The following is a 17,801-nucleotide window of genomic DNA, read 5'->3' on the forward strand; positions in this document are numbered from 1 at the left end:
AGCGGCCAGGGGGTGCGCGAGCAGGTGCTGGTCCGGGCGGGGCCGGTTCACCGTGTACTTGAACAGCAGGCTGAACACCCACCCGAACCCGGTGATCGAGCCCACGGCGAGGGCATCGACCGGGGTCCGGCGCACGAACCACAGGAACGACATGACCAGCAGCACGATCACGACGGCCCCCTTGGGGCCCAGGACCTGCTCCACCCCGAGGGAGAGCGTGTCCAGCCAGTGCACGTGGTGGGCGCTGAAGGCCTGGTCGACGGGCAGCTCGGCGGCCGAGACCGAAGTGGTCCGCACGAGGAAGCCGAGAAGGAACACGATGACGGTCAGCGCGGCCGAGGCGATGATCCAGTGCCTCAGGGACGGCAGGACGGCCAGGCGGCTGCGCATCCTCGGTTCGGCAGGCCCGGCGGGCCGGAGGGCGGGGTCAGGGTAGGTCATGCGGCTCATCATGGGCCCTCAGTTCTAAGGAGCCTCTAAGGACTCCACCGCGCTGCCGGGTCGCGGCCGCGACCGGGGGAGCGCGGCTTCTTAGAGCGGTCTTAGACCCCCCGCGGGAGGATGGGGCCCATGACCCTGACCCCTGCCGGGAGGACCCTGCTGTGCCTGACCTGACCTCGCTCCTCTCCGGCTCCGGGCCGTGGCTGATCGCGATCGTCGCGGTGATCATGTTCATCGAGTCAGGGTTCCTGTTCCCGTTCCTGCCCGGTGACACCCTGCTCTTCACCCTCGGCGTCCTGGGCGTCCACCTGCCCCTGCCCCTGCCGGTCCTGGTCCTGGTCGCGGCCCTGGCCGCGATCGCCGGAGGCGAGGTCGGCTACCTCATCGGCAGGGTCGTGGGCCGGCGCTGGTTCCGTCAGGACGCCAGGGTCCTCAAGCTCAAGCACCTCCAGAGCGCCGAGGCGTTCTTCGCCCGCTACGGCGGCCGCGCCCTGGCCCTGGCCCGCTTCGTGCCCATCGCCCGCACCTACACCCCGGTCGTCGCCGGCGCCGCCCGCTACCACCGCGGGGCGTTCCTGGCCTGGAACGTCGTCGGCGCCGTCATCTGGACCATCGCCGTGACCCTGGTCGGGATGTGGCTGGGCCACGTCGAGTTCGTCGCCAAGAACATCGACGTCCTCGCCACCCTCATCGTCCTGGCCTCCGTCGCCCCCATCGGCATCGAGGCCCTCCGCCGCCGCGCCAAGGCCCGCACACGCGAAGCCCGCGCCGAGCAGGACTGAACAGCCACGACCGCCCGGACGCCGTTCGTGGAGTCCGGCAGCGGCAGTTCCCCCCACGCCGCTGCACATCACCGGAGCGCTCCTCGCCTCCGTCGACTTCGTGCAGGAGACATGCCGCCTCGAGGCGCCCACACAACGGGGGTACGCCCAGCTCGGACAGGGATGCTCTGTGGTAGACCGCAGGGCGAAGAGGGCTGGTCTGAAACCCCAGACACGGTCCACGAGCCGAGCAGCGCACACTGTGCAGGCCCTGGGAGCTTTCTCGAGGAACTCCATGTGCGCTGGCGCGGGAGTGTCCCTGCCCGCATGGGCAGCGACACTCGAGTGGGCCGCCCTTGCAGTCTTCAGCCTCCAGTGACGTCGGCCAGGACCTCCATGTGCGCGCCCCGCTGACCGCCGAGGGCGGTCAGCACAGTCCTTGAAGGGCCATGGTGCGGGGCAGCGTGCAGGGGGATCCGGCCCGCCTCCGGCCTAACCATGGATCTCCGGCAGAAGCTCGCAGGTCCCGGGTGAGCGCCGGTGTGTGGCATCCCGGAGGACCGGAGCGCGTCCGCCGGCACTGGGGACCGGCTGGCAGGGACCGCAGTCCCGCGGCCGCCAATGGCGGTCAGGCCGTCTGTCTAGGGCGGTGGCGGCGCGCCGCGGGACTCGGGGGTGAGCCGTGGGCCGGCGAGCAGGAGCACGAGGGCGAGCCCGAGGCCCGCGGCCCCGGAGGCAAGCAGGGGGAGCTGCCCGCTGGGCCCCCAGGCCAGTCCGGCCCAGAGCCCGGCGACCAGGATCGCCCCGCCGGTCAGGCCCTGGAAGAGCCCTTGGGCTCGGCCCTGGGCTGCCTCGGGGGCCAGGCTCGAGACCCAGGCCTTCCCGACGCCGTCGGTGCAGGCACTGAAGCCGCCATACGCGAGGAGCACCGGGAAGACCCATTCGGGTGAGCTGATGAGGCCGAGGCCGAGGTAGCCGAGCGCGAAGAAGCCCAGACCGGTCGCGAAGACGACGTGTTTGGGGAGCTTGTCCGAGAGCGCGCCCGCGGGGTAGGAGAGCCCAGCGTAGACAATGTTGTACAGGATGTAGGCGGCGATCACCCCGCTGGTAGGGAGCCCCAGATCGTGGGCGCGCAGCAGCAGGAGCGCGTCCGGGAAGTTCACCAGCGAGAACAGGGCGAGGACGGCGATGAGCCTGCGCAGCCGCCGTGGCAGGGCAGGAGGCCTGCCAGCAGCGGGTACGGGATGCCCGGACGGGCTGGGAACTGGGGGCGCCTTCACCGCGGTCACGAGCAGCGCCGAGAGCACGGCCGGGATGACCGCGACGGCCAGGAGGGGCCGGAGCTGGCGGCCGAGGAGCTCGTACAGGAGCAGCCCGAGGGCCGGCCCCAGGACTGCCCCACCGGTGTCTGCCGTGCGGTGCAGGCCGAATGCCCGCCCGCGGGTGGCCGTGTCGACCCCGGCCACGAGCAGGGCATCCCGTGGAGCGGCCCGGATTCCCTTGCCGAGGCGGTCGACGCACCGGCCCAGCAGCACCGCCGGCCATGCGTACGCCACGGCGATGATTGCCTTGCCCGCCGCGGCGAGACCGTACCCGGATCCGATGAGCTCCTTCTTCGGGACCCGGTCGGCGATACGGCCGGCGAGAACCTTCGTCAGCGACGCGACCCCCTCCGCAGCCCCCTCGACGGCACCGACGACGGCAGGCGGGGCGCCGAGGACGACCGTGAGCAGGATCGGCAGCACCGGGTAGAGCATCTCGCTCGCGGCATCCTGCAGGAGGCTGACCCCGCTGAGCACGGCGACGTTGCGGGTGAGCCAGGCCGGCCGGGGAATCCGTGCGCTGCGGGCGGCGCTGCTCTGCATCGCGATCCTCCCCTCATGCGCCTTTCCGACCAGACCAGTGTCGCGGCGCGCCCCGTGCCGCAACAAGGCCCTCCTGCCGGCCCAGACGGGCTACGCCGGCGACCGCGGGGCAGCCTCGAAACGCTGCCGGTCAGCGCCCGGGACGATTCCCAGGTTCCCTGCCTGTCAATCCCAGCTTCGGTGTGCAACAGTTCCCCCATCCGAGGTGCCCGCGCGAGGAGGGGGACAGATGATGGGGCGAAGCGTTCCAGGCGGCCGGGTGCGGAGCCTCGTGAGGCGGTCTGCCTGGGCCGGTCTCCTCGCCGCGTTCGCATTGGCGGCATCGGGCTGCCAGCCCCCGTCGCCGGGCCCGGCCCCCTCCGCGCAGCCTGGATCAGCCGCCCCCGCGCAGTCTGGATCAGCTGCGCTGACGGCGGCGCCGACCGGCTCCTCGGGGGGCACTGCCGGGAGGGTGGGGCACCTGTTCGTGGTCAACCTCGAGAACAAGGGCTACGAGGAGACCGGGGGCGCCTCCTCGGCCGCAGCCTACCTGTCCAGGACCCTGCGCGCCCAGGGGGTCCTGCTCTCCCAGTACTACGGGATCGCCCACAACTCGGCCGGGAACTACCTCGCCCAGATCTCCGGGCAGGCATCCAACCCGGCCAGCCGGGCCGACTGCACCACCTACTCCGCCCTCCAGCAGACCGGCACCGCCGCGCCCGGACAGGTGCTGGGGACGGGGTGCGTCTACCCGCCCTCCGTCCAGACCGTCGCCGGGCAGCTCACCGCGGCGGGCAAGAGCTGGAAGGGCTACATGGAGGACATGCAGACCCCCTGCGAGCACCCCGCACTCGGCGCCAGGGACGACCACCAAGGCGCCAAGCCCGGCGACCAGTACGCCACCCGCCACGACCCCTTCGTCTACTTCGAATCGATCACCTCCACCCCCCAGTGCCAGAGCGACGTCGTTCCGTTCAGCCAGCTCGCCGGAGACCTGAAGTCAGCCAGCAGCACGCCGAATCTGGCCTACATCACCCCGAACCTGTGCGACGACGGGCACGACAGCCCCTGCGTCGACGGCAGGCCGGGCGGGCTGGCAAGCGCCGACGCGTGGCTGCGCCAGCAGATCCCGGCCATCCTGGCCTCCCCGGCCTACCGGCAGGACGGCATGCTGGTGATCACCTTCGACGAATCCGACGGCGCCACCACCGGACCCGCAGGGCTCCTGCCCGGAGGCACAGCCGGCGGCCACATCGGCGCCCTCGTCCTCTCACCCTTCGCCAAGGCCGGGACCACCTCGGACACCCCCTACAACCAGTACAGCCTCCTGGCCACCATCGAGGACACCTTCTCCCTTCCACGCCTCGGCTACGCCGCCGCCCCCGGACTCAAGGCCTTCGGCACCGACGTCTTCGCCAAACCCTGACGGACCCCCTTCCGCACCGTCGACACCCTGCGGGCTCCTGGCGCCCGGTCAGCCTCGCATCGTCCGCGATGTCCCGAGCGCCTGCGCGCACCTGTCCCCGCTATTGTCGACCGCGTGCGCGCCGCCGCTGTCCACGCCGCATCCGGGACAGAGCCGCTCGAAACGCCACGAGGCCGATCGGCCCGGACGGGGGAGCCGCTGGTGCTGGCCCGTCCTGTGGCGCGGGCGTGCTGGCCACTGAGGGCCTGGCCCAAGTGGGGCGGGGAGGCCGACGAGCTGAGCTACCGCGAAGTCGGCCATCTGCTCGAGCCCGGCGGGCCAGGGGAAGTCGGGGGCGTTCAGTCGCAGCAGTGCCAGGCCGTGCGCCTTCCCCGGTGGTCTTCGAACCGGTCAGCGGCCACCGGTCATGAGCAGGCCTTGGGGGTGGATGGCGGCGAGCTGCGGGATCGGGGTGAGGGCGCCCGTGGCGAGATCGATGGTCGCGAGGTAGTTCGGCCCCGCGTTCGGGGTCACGGCGGTGATGGCCTCGCCGCTTCGGAACGGCCCGGTGATGGCGTCGACCGTGTTGTGGCTTGGGTCCGTGGCCCACAGGGTCCTGGAGTCCGGGGTCGCGAACGCCGTGTCGTTCACGGGCTGGGGGAGGTTGAGCGCGTGGAGGCTCTGGTTCGGGCTGCCGGCGTGGTCGGCGAAGATGAGCTGCTGGTCGCCCTGGGAGTCGAGCATGAAGTCGTTCCGGAACCGCGGGCTTGAAGCGGGGACGATCTCACTCGAGTCGGGGTCCGTCAGTGCCAGGGGGGCGCTTGTGCCCGCTGCGGCGCCGTTGACGGCCGTGGCGGCCGAGTTGTCGTTGAAGAGCGGTGTGAGCGCAGCCGTGCTGCCCTCGAGCGTGGCCTTGTACACCGCCGGGCCGGTCGCGACCGTAGGCGCCGAGGCGCTGATCAGGATCGTCCCGTGGTAGACGACGACTGAGTCGGTCCCACCGCCGTGGGCGAGGCCGGTGTAGCTGTAGTCCTTCACTGCGTTCGCGCCGGCCCTGGGGGTGAGGGTGTGGAAGGACGAGTTCCCGTCCTCGTTGGTCGTCACGAGCAGACGGTGGCCCCGGTGGTCGGCACCCATGCCGTCGATCTTGCCCGCGACGCTCCACGAGGCGCCGGGGGTCCCGTCGAGGGAGTACTGCTGGATCGTGCTCGCGCTCACGCCCGTGGTGGCGGGCTGGCCCGTCGGCTGGACGCCGTTCTGGTAGGCCACGTAGATGCTGTCCCCGAGCCGGACGATGTCGTCGGGCTTTGACTCGCTGCCGACGGCGGCGAAGGAGCGCACGGTGTACCCGGACGCGGCCCCGGGGCCTGGGGCTCCGTGCCCCGAGTCGGCGAGGGCGGGGGCAGCGCTGCAGGCGAGGGTCGCTGCAGCGGCCACGGCGGTACCGATGGCGAAGATCGTGCGGCGGGGGCGGGGCGCTGTCGTTGTCATGCTGTGGCTCCTTATGCGTCGGTGGCTTTGGCGCTGTCACTGCCGGACATGCTGCGCCCCGGTGGTAGCCTGCGCGTGGCGCCCGGGTGAACTGCGCATGGCGGGGGCTGGGAAGCTGCTGGGAGTAGGGAGCGCCGGGAGCGGCGGCCGTCTCTCGGGCCGCCCCGCGCGCTTCCAGCGGGGCCCGTCTCCGCGGCCGGGCTGCTGGGGGTTCTCAGACCCGTCTCGGAGGGGACAGTCGGATAAACGGTGTGCGGGGCCTCGGCGATTTCAGTGAGCCAATGTCTGAACCCAGATATTGGGTATCTGCTTAGCTGAAGCAGGTCCGCATATGCGGAGCTGCTTGCGAACCACGAAGCCGGCGCGCGCCGGACCAGCTTGGACGGACGCCTAGGCAGGGAGCGGCTACCCCGACTGGCCGGTGTTTCGGGCGATACTCGCTCTGTGGCTCCTCTCCCCGAATCGCGTGTGTCGCTGCTCGTTCGACTCGACTCTCGGCATGACAACTCTTGGGACCGGCTGATTCGCGCGGTTGGCACCGAGAACCAGGACGGATTCCGTGCATACGTCGAGTTCGTAGACGATCCAGCGTGGTACGGCAGCTCGATCAATCAGTTGCGCGCGGCTGTTCCAGACGATGGTGCGTCAGTGCTTTTCGCAGCGGACCAGCTCACGCTCTCCACCGACGGCTTCCCGGTGTTGGTCGTCGACCTGATCGGCGAACGCCCTTCCTTCCGATGCATCGCTTCGGAACTCTGGGCAGTCGAGAACAACCTCAACCTGTCGAACATGGACTGGGAGGAATTCGCGACCGCTGTCGACATGGATGGGGTGTACCGCGGATTCGAGTAGGGGCCAACCGGTCTTGTATCGAGCAGGAGGAGCCTCGCAGCGGAGCGTGCCCGGTAGGACCAGTCATCAACGCGAGCCCAACCGGCGAACGCCCGCCCACTCGTCAGGACACAAGTCCGGCCCCTCACTCGGGATTTGTTTGACGATGAGCTCGCGCTCGTACTCGGCCAGGGTCGCGAGCATCCCGAGCATCATCCTGCCCGAGGACGTCTCCGGGTCGATCCCATCCGAGACCGAGCGGATCTTGATCCCGCTCTGGCGCAGCAGGTTCACCGTGTTCAGGACGTCCATGAGCGAGCGTCCGAGGCGGTCGATGCGCCAGACCACCACGGTGTCCCCGGACTCGGCGTACTGCAGCAGCCGCTTCATCCCCGGCCGCTGGACCGCGGCCCGGCTGCCGGAGGTCACATCAGAGAACACGTCCCGGGACTCCACCCCGACCCCGCGCAGCGCCTCGAGCTGCAGCCGCGCGTCCTGGCCGACAGTGCTCACCCTCGTGTACCCCAGAAGCCTCACCTGCTCAGTGTGCCTCACAAATCCCTGAATCGGCCGCCTGTGAGGCAGAATCCGTCAAGACACCTTTCCAAGGCACCGAGGCCCCTGGTGCGGCGGCTTCCGAGGACGGGTGGGCAGGGGCCGGGCCGGCGTCTCGTAAAGCTGTAGGTTTTCAGGACGATTGGCAACTGCACGCCCGGCTTGGACATTGGGAAGTTCTCACGGCGAGCTCGAGGCACTCGCATAGGGTGCCGGATGCGGAGGGGTGTCGAGGAGTTTTCCGCTGCCATTCAAGGTCAGAGGCTTGATCGCAAGGACGTGGACGGTCCCGCAGGGGCCGGCGACGGCCGGGTCGGCGAGGTGGATCTGTTCTTCGGCCACCACGGTCCCGCCGCTTCGCAGGGTGAGGGGGTAGGTCCCCTCGACATCCTGCATAGGGGTCTGGAGCACTGCGGTCTCCTGATCGTGCGAGAGCGCGGCGCAACGACTTGCGAGACAGGCTTCCAGGCTCGCGCCGGGGTGGGCGGCCAGCCAGGGCGTTGCGTCGAGTTGGATGCCAGGCGGACCCTCTGCCGGTCCTGCACAGGCGCGCGGCGCCAGGACACCGCAACTAGATACACCAGCGCCCACAGCGCCGGCGATCAAAGCGATCCAGAGCGACCTCCCCATACGCATCACCCGGATACTACTTTGGCAGCAGGAACGGGCCGCGTCTTCAACGCCGAAAGTCGCGCCGCCACTTACCGCTGACAAAACACCGCCAAAGAGCGATCACATCCACACAAGGAAGGGCGGATGCGTTGGGGAGTATTGTCGGCCCGCGTGATCGTCCCATCAAAGGAACCGCTGATGGGACGTCGTCGACGGGCTGGGCACCGGACGGTTCTCTACCCCCGGGTGGGATCCAAGACGCTATTTGGGCAGAGAAGGGTGTGAAGACCGATGTGCCGAGCTGACCGGATGCGCTGCGTGGGCGCAGCGGAACGTCGGCTGGCTCCCGGGCTTCCCGCTGCCTGGTCCGGAGCTTGACTGTCCCTTGCCGCATGGCGAGACTCGACGCGCCCGGGCTCTGGATGCTGCGTGGGGAGGACATGGGCCTGCTCCGAGGTTCAGGCCGCCCGGGTCCGCGGTAGAAGCAAGGGCTGCCCGACCCTGACGGATACGGGTTTTGACATGTTTTGCCGTCCGGAGGCGCGCGGGACCACGGGGACGGGCTCTGTCAGCGGTCTCGGAGGACTTGGGCGACCTCATCGAGGGTCAGTCCGAAGCGCTTGGCCGGTTCCCCTGCTACTACCGCGTCTGTGCGGGGGTCCATGAGCCAGTATGACGGCTGCCCGTCGGCGGTCCCGGACCGCTCCAGACGGAGCCCCTTCTGTTCCGCCAGCGTCTTCATCCGTTGCTCGGCGTTGTCGCGGGGCGCCTGCGGGCCGTGCTCGTCCGCGGTCCTCATCGTCGTGCCTCCTGCCTGTGTGCTCGGTCGGCAGATCCGGCAGTTCTCGGTGTCCGCCCTGTCGCAGAGTGCGCAGCCGTGCTGGATGGCGGGGGCGGGACATGGTGGGCAGTGCCCTGCCGTAGGGCCTGGGCGGTTGGCTGCGCGGTGTTCGTCTACCGGTACCAGCCCACGGCACGGTCGTAACGGCATTCGAGTGCCCCGGTGCCGGGTGCGTCGCCTCCTCCGGCGGGGAAGTAGATGGCGCCGAAGTCTGAGCCCTCGGCTTCGATCCGTCCCAGGGCCCAGGCCTTGGCCGCCTCGAGGTCGGTCTCGGGGATGGGCACCCGGAAGATGCGGCTGGCGCTGAGGTGGATGTCGAGCTGGTACTGCCCAGAGAGGGAGGTTCCGGGGTGATGGTCCCGGTGGTGTTCGTCGCGCCGACTGATCAGGACCTCGGCGGCGGCATGGAGGACAGCGAGCCTGCCCGCTGGTCCGCTCCGCTGCTGCTGTCCGATGCGAAGGCCGCACGCCACATTCTCGACGGTGTCCTCCTCGCCGACGGCGTAGGGGGAGTCGCTGACGTCGGCCTCTGATCCGCCGACGCTCTTGAGGTGCTGTGCGAATTGTTCGGAGCTGGACTGGGTGGAATTCATCAACCCTCCTGGAGGGTACCGACGGCGATTGCCGACCCTCCTCACACTAGACCTGTTTCTGCCCCGATGCTGCTGGTGGACGCCTTGATCAGCCGGGCGCGCTGGTCGGCGCTGTGCTGGGCACAGCTCCGCCACGTACCGGGCTCGGGGGTGGGGGATGAGGGGCGCGCCGCCGGGCGGTACCGTTGGGGCTGGGCTGCGGCGACGGCCTTCCGGATTCTGCGGGGCATGGGTCGTGAGCCGGATGATCCGTGGGCAGAGGCGCCGGCTGCGACAACGTGGACGCTTCCCGTCGGCAGCCGCAGCGAAGCGCCACGCCCAAGGCAACCCTGTCGTCCCGAGGACGACCGTGGCCCGCCCGATGCTGGCCCTGGCCGTTCCGGGGCTTCCCGCGGGGAGAGTTTCCCGGGGCTGTTCGGGCCCCCAGGTTCTGCCCGTGGGGATTCTCGGGGACGACGTGTGCAGAGGTCATGATGTTCATCCTCGCGACTATCGTCCGTGGGCCCCTCGGACGTGCACGGTGGCCAGGGAGGCCACTCCGGCGACCGCGACGGCGCCGGCGAGTATGAACCCGGCGAATGCCGCCGGTGGGGCGGTGTCCGCCTCGCCGAGGACGGTGATGCCGATGGTGACCGCGACCAGTGGGTCAACCACGGTCAGCCCGGCGACGACGAGTTCGGAGCTTCCCCTCGTGTGGGCGTTCTGGACGAGGTAGGCGCCGAATCCGGCTGCGGCGCCGAGGCCGGCCAGGCAGGTCAGGGAGAGCCATTCGAAGTCGCCTTGGAGGATTCTGGCGATGACAGTCTTGGCCAGGGCCGCGACGAACCCGAACTGCACCCCGGCTCCGACCGTGTACGCGGCCGCGTTCCATCTGCGGTGGAAGAGCGCGAAGCCTGCGCCGAGGAGGGCAAGGACGATCCCGAGCAGGATCAGGATGGTCACCAGGTGGTGGTCGCTGATCGGCGCGTCCTGGGCCGAGAGGGCGGCCACGGTCACGAACCCGGCGACGCCGGCCACGCACAGCAGGACCGCGACCACCGTCCGCCGCCCGGGGACGGCCCGGGTCATCCGTGCGGTGGCCAAGGTGGTGACGACCAGGGCGAAGGCCCCGAGAGGCTGGACGACGATCAGCGGTGAGAAGCGAAGGGCCGCCAGCTGCAGGACGACCGCGGCGCCGAGCATCCCGGTCCCTGCCAGCCACGCCGGCCGGCGCACGAGCCGCTGTAGCCGGCCCCCTCCCATGCCGCTGCCCGGGCCGGGCGCCCCCGCGCTGTCATCGACTCCCCGATGCTGGAAGAGCGTCCCCAGGGACAGCAGGACTGCTCCCAATAGGGCGATCGGGATGCCCAACCAGTGGTACGACGTGAGGGCGCGTTCCGCGGCGGCTGCCACCATTGCCTGACCATAGTCCAGGCGCTTCCGCCGAGCCAGCAGGCAGCCCCGGCTCCCTCGCGTCCTGCCCGTGGCCGGATCGGGTCCGCCCCGGCGGCCGGCGCAGGGGGGTCAGCCGGCGCGGGGCGGTCAGTTGGGGCGGTGCTGGGTGGCGAGGGGGCATTCGAAGACGGTGCCGAGGCCGTGGCCGACGGCGTTGAGGTATCTGATGATGATCCCGTAGGACGCGAGGAGGCTCGTCGCGGTGTAGGGGATGCCCTCCTCGGCGCACTGGGCCCGGATGAGGCTCTCCGCGCGGGCCAGGGCGGGCCGGGGCATGGTCGGGAAGAGGTGGTGCTCGATCTGGTGGTTGAGTCCGCCCATGAGGATGTCCATGATGCGCCCGCCCCGGATGTTGCGTGAGGACATGACCTGCCGGGTGAGGAAGTCCGCCCGCGCCGAGGCCGAGAAGATTTTCATCCCCTTGTGGTTGGGGGCGAACGTGGCCCCCATGTAGAGGCCGAAGACGCCCTGCTGCACTCCCACGAACGCCGCAGCGATCCCTGGCGGGAGGAGCCAGAACGCGAGGACGGGCACGGTCAGCACGCGGGTGGTGAGGATCGCGAGCTCTACTGCCCTGCGCTGGACAGGGGCCCGTCGGAGGAGGAACCTGAACGAGTCGACCTGCAGGGCGAAGCCGAGGAACGGCAGGAGCGGGAAGAGCAGGTAGCCCTGGTGGCGGGTGATGAACCCGAGCCAGCGGGGCCTTGCGGCGGCAGCCGCGTCGTGGAAGGCGATGGTGCCGGGCCTGATGTCCGGGTCCTTGCCGATCACGTTCGGGTTGGAGTGGTGACGGGAGTGCTTGTCCTGCCACATCGCATAGCTGATTCCCGTGAGCCCGTTGCCGATGAGGCGGGCGGACCATTCGTTGGCCGCCCAGGAGGCGAAGACCTGGCTGTGCGCGGCCTCATGGGCGAGGAATCCGAACTGGGTCATCAGTACCCCGAGCCCGGCCGCGATCAGCAGCTGGTACCAGCTCGGCCCGACGAGGGCGAAGCCTGTCCAGCCGCCGGCCCAGGCGATCGCCAGAATCGTGAAGAGCACAATGTAGTAGCCGCGCCTCCGGTTGAGCAGGCCGGCGTCCCGCACTTGCCTCTGGAGGGCCACATAGCTGTTGACCACGCGGTTCGGGCGGATGGCTTGGGCGCCTGGTTCGCTGTTCTGGGCCATGGTTCCTCGAATCCGCTGGGGGCACCGCCCCGATCGAGACTCCTGCACCGGAAGTGCACCCTCTCCTCAGGATACGCCTGGCTGGCCCCGGTGGCCCGGCCTCGCGTGGACCCGAGGAAGTCGGCCATGTGGGCACTGCCCCCGCGCCTGTTGCTGGCGTAGGCTGATAGAACCGGGTCGGGACCCCAGGAGCCGCAGACCGGCCCGGGTCCTGGCCCCTCAGAAGGGCTGAATACCATGACCTCTCTACCGGTCGACCCCCAGAGCCCATCAGGGCGAGAAGGCCCCCCACCCGAGGACCGCACACGTCCTGGGGCCCTCCGGAGCCCCTCCTCGACCGCCAACCAGGGCCCCTCCTCGACCGGCGAGAAGCCCAGGACCACCAGGGCCGGCATGGTGTGGGCCGCCGTCGTGGTGGCACTCCTCGCCCTGGTGCTGCTGATCATCTTCATCCTGCAGAACCAGCAGCCTGCCAAGGTGCTGTTCCTCGGGCTGGAAGGCACCGTCACCCTGGGCATGGCGCTTCTCATGGCGGCAGTCGGCGGCGGCATCCTCGTCGCCGCGGCGGGCGCTGCGCGCATCGTCCAGCTCCGATCCAATGCCCGCAGGACCCGCAAGGCCAGCGCCAGGGCATGATCCTGCCGCAACCGGAACCACGCCCGAGGAGACACCATGAACAGCACTCCACCACGCACCGAGGACCTCTTCGCCAGGCCAAGCGACCTCACGGGACCGGAGGATCCCCTCCGGGTGACCGGGATCGTCCTCAGCGCCCTGCCCGCCGACACCCTCACTTCCGAGGGGCCGCAGCGGTACACCGTCACAGCATCCCTCTCGCGGCGCCCGGACCCGCTCGAGATCGAGGCCGTCCACGCGGAAGCCGCCCGCAGGAAGCTGGAGGAGGCCGGCTTCGGCCACGCGGGCCTGCAGATCGCGGACCGGCGGCTCCTGATCAGTGATACCAGCCTCGAAGAGCTGAGGGACGGCCTCGCGCAGGTCGTGGGCACCATCGTGCGCACTGCCACCCTGAAGGCCCTGGCGCAGAAGGACCTCGCGCGCCAGGCCCGCGCCGACCTGGACGAGGCAGAGCACGAACGATTCCTGCGCGTCGCCGAGCAGGCGGCCGCCATCGACTTCGGCCCGTGAGGAGGCCACCGTGAGTGAGAACTACAGGGCCCGCCACGACCCGCCGGCCGCTCCGGTCCCCAGCGCGGAGGCCGAGGAAGAAGCCGAGAACGAGGCCTGGGACGACGACGGCGGCCACGCCACTTCTGCTCCCCGCGACAAGGACGGCGGCCCCGGCCCCGAGGGCAAGGGAACTTCCGCGGGCCGTTCCCGCCACGAGGGCGGCACCCCCTGACGCGGCTCGGTGCGCGATGAGGGCTCGGGGTGAAGGGGCACCCTTCGACAGGATCGTCCTGATCTACAACCCCTCCGGCCGGGCCCCGGCAATTTTGGCCGGGCAGCTGCGCGCCGAGCTGGGCGCCCGCCTGCCCGGCACACCGCTGAGCCTGCGCCCCACAGCCTTCCCCGGCCATGGACGTGCCCTGGCGGGCGCCGAGCGCGGACGCCCACTGCTGGTCTCCATCAACGGCGACGGCGGGTACAACGACGTCGTCAATGGCGCCATGGACGCCGGCGGCCAGGCCGTCTGCGCCGTCATGGGCGCCGGCAACGCCAACGACCACCGGCGAAGCACCCGCACCCTGCCCATCACCGACGCGATCGACCGCGGCGACGTCCGCGGCATCGACCTCCTCCGACTCACCGTCGGGGAAGGGCCCGGTCAGTGGTCCCGCTACGCCCATTCCTACGTGGGATTCGGGCTCACGCCCCTGATGGCCATCGGCATCGAAGCAGGCGTCAAGGGACGCTTCACAGAACTGCTCTCCGTGGCCCGCGCCCTGCGCGGCCTCACACCCCTGGAGATCACCCGCGCTGACGGCGCCCGGGCCGTGCTGGACAGCCTGATCCTGGCCAACATCACCCGGATCGCCAAGTACGGCCGCATCAGCGAGGCAGGCTTCCCGGACGACGGGATATTCGAAGTCGTCATCCTGCCCCACGGGGCCAAGTGGCGCATCGCACTCATGGCCCTGCGGGCCGTCACCGTCGGACTCGGGGCCCAGGCCAGCGTGCCAAGCTACAGGTTCACCAGCACCGACCCGATCCCGCTGCAGATCGACGGCGAGGTCATGACAGTCGGAGCCGGCACACCCGTCCTCGTCGAATCCCGCCGCCAGACCCTGGCAACCCTCGGCTAGCGCATGCCGCGGATCACACCGCCCCCTCTGAAGAGGATGACGTCGCCGGCCTCGGCGCCGATCCCTGGGACCACGCGAAGGAAATGGTGGAGAAGGAAGAGAACGACCGGAGTATGTACCGGAACATAATCCGGGACGCCGCCTCGGGCCTGCTGGCCGGAGCCGAGCTGCGCATGACGGTACTGCGGCTGGGCGGCTGGACGGAGAACGGCTGGTGGGAGGCGGTCATCTGCCGCCCGCAGGACGTCGAGGCCCTCATGAGGGGGGACACGATCGACGGGACGCACCTGAGCTTCGACGAGCGGCAGGAGCTCATCGTGTGGCTCTCGGGATCGGCGCCGTGCCGGCCGATCCTGTCCCCGTCCGCCCGGAGGAGCTCGCCGGGTTCACATGCGCTGTGGCTCTGGCCTGACAGGGCCACACGCTCTGGCTCGGGACAGGCCACCGCGCTGACCAGTGAACGTGCTGGGACTCGGGACCAAGCCGGAAGGCCCAGCGAGCACGTGCTCTTCAGGCCTCCGAGAACCAGCAGCGCTTCTCCTTTTGCTCTTATGCCAAGAGGAGCAGGAGTGGTCGCTCTACTTTCCGGCTGTCAATTTCCGAAGAGGTCTCAGGAAGGCAGGGGAGCGGGCAAGCCCGACGCGCGAGTCCTGTCAAAGGAACCTTTGACGGACTCACATGCGGGGTACCGACAGCGGGTAGACGTTCTCAGGCGTTGGCGGGGGCGAGGACGATGTCGAAGTGGGTGCGCGCCCAGTCGCCCTCAAGGGCGCGGCCGTCGGGGGTGGGTATCCCTGCCGACTGGACGTCGAAGACCTTGATGAGGGAGTCCTTGACGCCGAAGACCGAGTCGCCGATCTCGATCTGCGGATCGCCGTGGACGAAGATGTGCGTCACAAGTGTGCGCAGGCCGGGGGCGGTGACCATGAAGTGCAGGTGGGAGGCCCGCACGGGGGAGCGGTTGGTGGCGGCGAGCATTTTCCCGACGGGGCCGTCGTGGGGGATCGGGTACGGGGTCGGGGTGAGTCCCCAGAACGAGTACCGGCCCTGCTCGTCCGAGAACAGATGCGCGCGCCCGGCGACGCGGCCGTCGGTGTACTGGACGTCGTAGAAGCCCTCGTCGTCGGCCTCCCAGACCTCGATGCGGGCGCCGGGGACGGGGTTGCCCTCGGTGTCGGTGACGGTGCCCTCGACCCAGCAGGGCTGGCCGTGGGCTCTGCCGGCGATGTCCCCGCCAATTGGGATCTCGGGGGCGTCGTCGACGAAGAAGGGCCCGAAGACGGTGGCCTCGGTCGCGGGGCGGTCGGCAGCGGCGACGGCCTCGTTGTTCACGGCGATGGTCTGCATGGAGGCGCCGAGGATGTCGGAGAGGAGGATGAACTCCTGCCGCCGCTCGTCGGTGATGTGCCCGGCGGCGGTGAGGAACTCGATGGCCTTGTTCCACTCGTCCTCGGTGAGGCGGACCTCGCGGATGAACGCGTGCAGGTGCCGGGTCAGGGCGCCCATGAGCTGGCGCAGGCGCGGGTCGGGGGTGCCGTCGAAGGAGGCGACGACCTGGTCGGTCAGGGCCTGCTCGATGCCGGCCTGCTTGGCGGACACGGCGGGATGGGCGGTCTCTGTCATGGCTGTGCTCTTTCTCAGTCGAGCTCGTCGGTGAGGATCTTCGGGTCGTCGCCGGCCAGTGCCGCGCGCAGGAGCGCGGTCAGGCCGGCGGCGGTGACGGGGCGCGGGTTGTTCGCCGGGATGGCGGGCAGGGCGACCTGGACGGCCTCGGCGATGCCGTCCTCGGCGAAGCCGTAGTCGGCCAGGGCGCGGGGGGCGTCGAGGCGCTCGCGCAGCGTCTGGAGGCCTTCGAGGGCGTCGGCGGTGCCGAACGCGGCGGCGATCCGGCCAGCAGCCTCGGGCGCGTGGGAGGCGTTGAAGGCGAGCACGTAGGGCAGGACGGTGGCGTGGGTCTGGGCGTGGGGGAGGTTGAACGTGCCGCCGAGGACGTGGCAGATCTTGTGGTGCATCCCGGATCCGGCCGAGGCGAACGAGACGGCGGCGAGGTAGGCCCCGTAGAGGGCCTGCTCCCGGCCATCCGGGCCTGCGGGGTCGGCGACGATCTTGGGCAGGCCCTCTGCCAGGGCGCGGATGCCCTCGGTGGCGATGGCTGCGTTGATCGGGTCCGCTCGGGGGCCCCAGAGGGAGTCGACGCAGTGGGCGAGCCCGTTGAGGCCGGACGCGACGCTCATTCCGACCGGGAGGGTGAGGGTGAGGTCGGCGTCGTAGACGACCGTGGCGGGCAGGACCCGGTCGTCCACGCCGGTTCTCTTGCGGGCGCCCTCGGTCAGGCCCCACACATTGGTCGCCTCGGACCCGGCGTACGTGGTCGGGACCGCAATGATCGGGATCCCGGTCGTGAGGGCCACGGCCTTGGCCAGGCCCGTGGTCGAGCCACCGCCGACCGAGATGATGAGGTCGATACGCGCGTCTGCGGCGGCGGTCCGGGCCTCCTCGGCTGTCTCGACGGGGACGTGCATGACCACGTCGTCGTGAATGAGCACGACCTCGATCTGGTTGGTGACCGTCTGAGCGAGCTTCACCTCGGTCTCCGAGGCGATGACCATCACGGCCCTCGCGCCGAGCCGTGCGACCTCGGCCGCGACGTTCTCCGCGGCCTTCCCCGACCCGAACAGCACCCGCTGCCCGAGAGTCACATGATCGAAAACCAGTCCCATGCGTGCTTTCCTCTTCTCGTGTTCTCAGCGTGCACCCGGCAGGGACCTGCACGTGCAGGCCCGTGATGGCCGTGTCCGCGTGCAGCGGAGGCCCTCGGCGGCCGCGATCGAGCCATGCGCCGGAGGTGCCGGCCGTGTCGCGCACGACTCCGGCACGGTCGCCTCCGGGAGATCCTCACCGTGGGCAGGCCCAACGGCGCGAGCGCGGTGAGCTGCTCCGGCGACAGGACGCCGGCAGGGTGCGCCGTCCGGCCGATGGCTACCCGCTCGCGCCCCCCACGTCGTCGAAGCGACTGCGCGAGCCGTCGTGCTCGATGACGCCCCAGTGCTGACCCAGTCGTCCCAAGGTCGTCCCCCGGCACACCATTCAGATTCAATTCGGTGGTGGGCTTCTGCTAGGAAACGGGGCGATGGTCCGCTTGGATGCTGTGTGCGCCGACATGGATGTGAGTGTTTGAGCTCACCATTTGGTGGGGGTTCGTCGACGAGGAGATTCAGCGCGAGGCCCGAGATGGCGCCTGCGAGGGAGGCGCACGGGCGAGGCGGCCATGGGCTCGATGCGTGGGATGGTGCCCGTTGCTGTCGGCATTGCGTCCATGCTGTGCTCCTCGCCCGTGCCCGCGGTCGAGGGATGTCTGCCAGCTCAGCGGCCGCGGTTCCTGATGAACAGGCTGACGTCGTCGTTGTTGACCAGGTCCGGCACGGTCCACCCGTCGAGGTCGTACTCGGCCATGCAGTCCTCGGCGAAGCCGCGCATCGACGCCGCCGCGCCGCTGGCTTCGGCGGCGAAGAGCATCTCGGCCTTGACGTTCTCGTGGTTGCCTGAGTAGTTGCGCTCGTAG

16 protein-coding genes and 3 pseudogenes are annotated in these 17,801 nt (G+C 70.1%); 7 read left to right on the plus strand and 12 right to left on the minus strand.

What is annotated here, in order from left to right:
* A pseudogene (locus ACYVKZ_RS09715) lies at positions 1–441 on the minus strand (hypothetical protein); the annotation flags it as partial.
* Between the two features lie 161 nt (positions 442–602).
* Between ACYVKZ_RS09715 and ACYVKZ_RS09720 the strand changes: the two are divergent.
* Positions 603–1,223 (plus strand): DedA family protein, encoded by a 621-nt coding sequence (locus ACYVKZ_RS09720; protein ID WP_460991969.1) that lies wholly within the window; start codon positions 603–605, stop codon positions 1,221–1,223.
* A gap of 620 nt (positions 1,224–1,843) precedes the next feature.
* Here the strand turns inward: ACYVKZ_RS09720 and ACYVKZ_RS09725 are convergent.
* Positions 1,844–3,067, minus strand: coding sequence for an MFS transporter (locus ACYVKZ_RS09725; protein WP_460991971.1), 1,224 nt, complete (start codon positions 3,065–3,067; stop codon positions 1,844–1,846).
* Positions 3,068–3,518: 451 nt separating this feature from the next.
* Here ACYVKZ_RS09725 and ACYVKZ_RS09730 point away from each other — a divergent pair, with 451 nt between their 5' ends.
* On the plus strand, positions 3,519–4,472 hold the full coding sequence (locus ACYVKZ_RS09730; RefSeq protein WP_460991973.1) for an alkaline phosphatase family protein: 954 nt from the start codon (positions 3,519–3,521) through the stop codon (positions 4,470–4,472).
* A gap of 390 nt (positions 4,473–4,862) precedes the next feature.
* Here the strand turns inward: ACYVKZ_RS09730 and ACYVKZ_RS09735 are convergent, their stop codons facing one another.
* Entirely contained in the window at positions 4,863–5,942 is a 1,080-nt protein-coding gene (locus tag ACYVKZ_RS09735; RefSeq protein WP_460991975.1) for a hypothetical protein, read from the minus strand.
* A gap of 444 nt (positions 5,943–6,386) precedes the next feature.
* Here ACYVKZ_RS09735 and ACYVKZ_RS09740 point away from each other — a divergent pair, with 444 nt between their 5' ends.
* On the plus strand, positions 6,387–6,794 hold the full coding sequence (locus tag ACYVKZ_RS09740) for a DUF6924 domain-containing protein (protein WP_460991977.1): 408 nt from the start codon (positions 6,387–6,389) through the stop codon (positions 6,792–6,794).
* Between the two features lie 132 nt (positions 6,795–6,926).
* Here the strand turns inward: ACYVKZ_RS09740 and ACYVKZ_RS09745 are convergent.
* The 6 genes and pseudogenes from ACYVKZ_RS09745 to ACYVKZ_RS09770 form a co-directional block, all read right to left on the minus strand.
* Positions 6,927–7,310, minus strand: a pseudogene (locus ACYVKZ_RS09745) (recombinase family protein); the annotation flags it as partial.
* Between the two features lie 198 nt (positions 7,311–7,508).
* Positions 7,509–7,739: a hypothetical protein gene (locus tag ACYVKZ_RS09750; RefSeq protein ID WP_460991979.1), complete on the minus strand. Its 231-nt coding sequence runs from the start codon at positions 7,737–7,739 to the stop codon at positions 7,509–7,511.
* Positions 7,740–8,508: 769 nt separating this feature from the next.
* Positions 8,509–8,739 carry a hypothetical protein gene (locus ACYVKZ_RS09755; protein WP_460991981.1) on the minus strand — a complete coding sequence of 77 codons (231 nt, stop codon included), beginning with the start codon at positions 8,737–8,739 and terminating at the stop codon, positions 8,509–8,511.
* 155 nt (positions 8,740–8,894) lie between these two features.
* Positions 8,895–9,374, minus strand: coding sequence for a hypothetical protein (locus ACYVKZ_RS09760; protein WP_460991982.1), 480 nt, complete (start codon positions 9,372–9,374; stop codon positions 8,895–8,897).
* 489 nt (positions 9,375–9,863) lie between these two features.
* Positions 9,864–10,769 carry a DMT family transporter gene (locus tag ACYVKZ_RS09765; protein ID WP_460991984.1) on the minus strand — a complete coding sequence of 302 codons (906 nt, stop codon included), beginning with the start codon at positions 10,767–10,769 and terminating at the stop codon, positions 9,864–9,866.
* A gap of 126 nt (positions 10,770–10,895) precedes the next feature.
* Entirely contained in the window at positions 10,896–11,975 is a 1,080-nt protein-coding gene (locus tag ACYVKZ_RS09770; RefSeq protein ID WP_460991986.1) for a fatty acid desaturase family protein, read from the minus strand.
* Positions 11,976–12,368: 393 nt separating this feature from the next.
* Between ACYVKZ_RS09770 and ACYVKZ_RS09775 the strand changes: the two genes are divergently transcribed.
* The 4 genes from ACYVKZ_RS09775 to ACYVKZ_RS09790 are packed head-to-tail and all read left to right on the plus strand — an operon-like array spanning position 12,369 to position 14,239.
* A complete protein-coding gene (locus tag ACYVKZ_RS09775) occupies positions 12,369–12,611 on the plus strand; it encodes a LapA family protein (RefSeq protein WP_460991988.1) in 243 nt (80 codons plus the stop codon).
* 36 nt (positions 12,612–12,647) lie between these two features.
* Complete coding sequence (locus ACYVKZ_RS09780) at positions 12,648–13,121, plus strand: hypothetical protein (RefSeq protein WP_460991990.1); 474 nt, start codon at positions 12,648–12,650, stop codon at positions 13,119–13,121.
* A gap of 10 nt (positions 13,122–13,131) precedes the next feature.
* The gene (locus tag ACYVKZ_RS09785) at positions 13,132–13,335 is read left to right on the plus strand and encodes a hypothetical protein (RefSeq protein WP_460991991.1); all 204 of its coding nucleotides are present in this window, start codon (positions 13,132–13,134) and stop codon (positions 13,333–13,335) included.
* A 16-nt stretch (positions 13,336–13,351) separates the two neighbouring features.
* On the plus strand, positions 13,352–14,239 hold the full coding sequence (locus ACYVKZ_RS09790) for a diacylglycerol/lipid kinase family protein (RefSeq protein WP_460991992.1): 888 nt from the start codon (positions 13,352–13,354) through the stop codon (positions 14,237–14,239).
* A gap of 708 nt (positions 14,240–14,947) precedes the next feature.
* Here ACYVKZ_RS09790 and ACYVKZ_RS09795 read toward each other — a convergent pair.
* The 3 genes and pseudogenes from ACYVKZ_RS09795 to ACYVKZ_RS09805 all read right to left on the minus strand — a co-directional run.
* Positions 14,948–15,862, minus strand: a complete 915-nt coding sequence (locus ACYVKZ_RS09795; RefSeq protein ID WP_460991993.1) for a dioxygenase family protein — start codon at positions 15,860–15,862, stop codon at positions 14,948–14,950.
* Positions 15,863–15,876: 14 nt separating this feature from the next.
* A complete protein-coding gene (locus ACYVKZ_RS09800) occupies positions 15,877–16,959 on the minus strand; it encodes a maleylacetate reductase (RefSeq protein ID WP_460991995.1) in 1,083 nt (360 codons plus the stop codon).
* Positions 16,960–17,602: 643 nt separating this feature from the next.
* Positions 17,603–17,801, minus strand: a pseudogene (locus tag ACYVKZ_RS09805) (Pyoverdin chromophore biosynthetic protein pvcC); the annotation flags it as partial.

This window comes from Sinomonas soli (assembly GCF_054782415.1).

Excerpts from the sequence above, each read along its gene's own strand:
- ACYVKZ_RS09790 (WP_460991992.1), top strand. The coding sequence starts at position 13,352 with ATGAGGGCTCGGGGTGAAGGGGCACCCTTCGACAGGATCGTCCTGATC.
- ACYVKZ_RS09780 (WP_460991990.1), top strand. The coding sequence starts at position 12,648 with ATGAACAGCACTCCACCACGCACCGAGGACCTCTTCGCCAGGCCAAGC.
- ACYVKZ_RS09765 (WP_460991984.1), bottom strand. The coding sequence starts at position 10,769 with ATGGTGGCAGCCGCCGCGGAACGCGCCCTCACGTCGTACCACTGGTTG.
- ACYVKZ_RS09760 (WP_460991982.1), bottom strand. The coding sequence starts at position 9,374 with ATGAATTCCACCCAGTCCAGCTCCGAACAATTCGCACAGCACCTCAAG.
- ACYVKZ_RS09800 (WP_460991995.1), bottom strand. The coding sequence starts at position 16,959 with ATGGGACTGGTTTTCGATCATGTGACTCTCGGGCAGCGGGTGCTGTTC.
- ACYVKZ_RS09770 (WP_460991986.1), bottom strand. The coding sequence starts at position 11,975 with ATGGCCCAGAACAGCGAACCAGGCGCCCAAGCCATCCGCCCGAACCGC.
- ACYVKZ_RS09795 (WP_460991993.1), bottom strand. The coding sequence starts at position 15,862 with ATGACAGAGACCGCCCATCCCGCCGTGTCCGCCAAGCAGGCCGGCATC.
- ACYVKZ_RS09725 (WP_460991971.1), bottom strand. The coding sequence starts at position 3,067 with ATGCAGAGCAGCGCCGCCCGCAGCGCACGGATTCCCCGGCCGGCCTGG.
- ACYVKZ_RS09755 (WP_460991981.1), bottom strand. The coding sequence starts at position 8,739 with ATGAGGACCGCGGACGAGCACGGCCCGCAGGCGCCCCGCGACAACGCC.
- ACYVKZ_RS09775 (WP_460991988.1), top strand. The coding sequence starts at position 12,369 with ATGGTGTGGGCCGCCGTCGTGGTGGCACTCCTCGCCCTGGTGCTGCTG.
- ACYVKZ_RS09735 (WP_460991975.1), bottom strand. The coding sequence starts at position 5,942 with ATGACAACGACAGCGCCCCGCCCCCGCCGCACGATCTTCGCCATCGGT.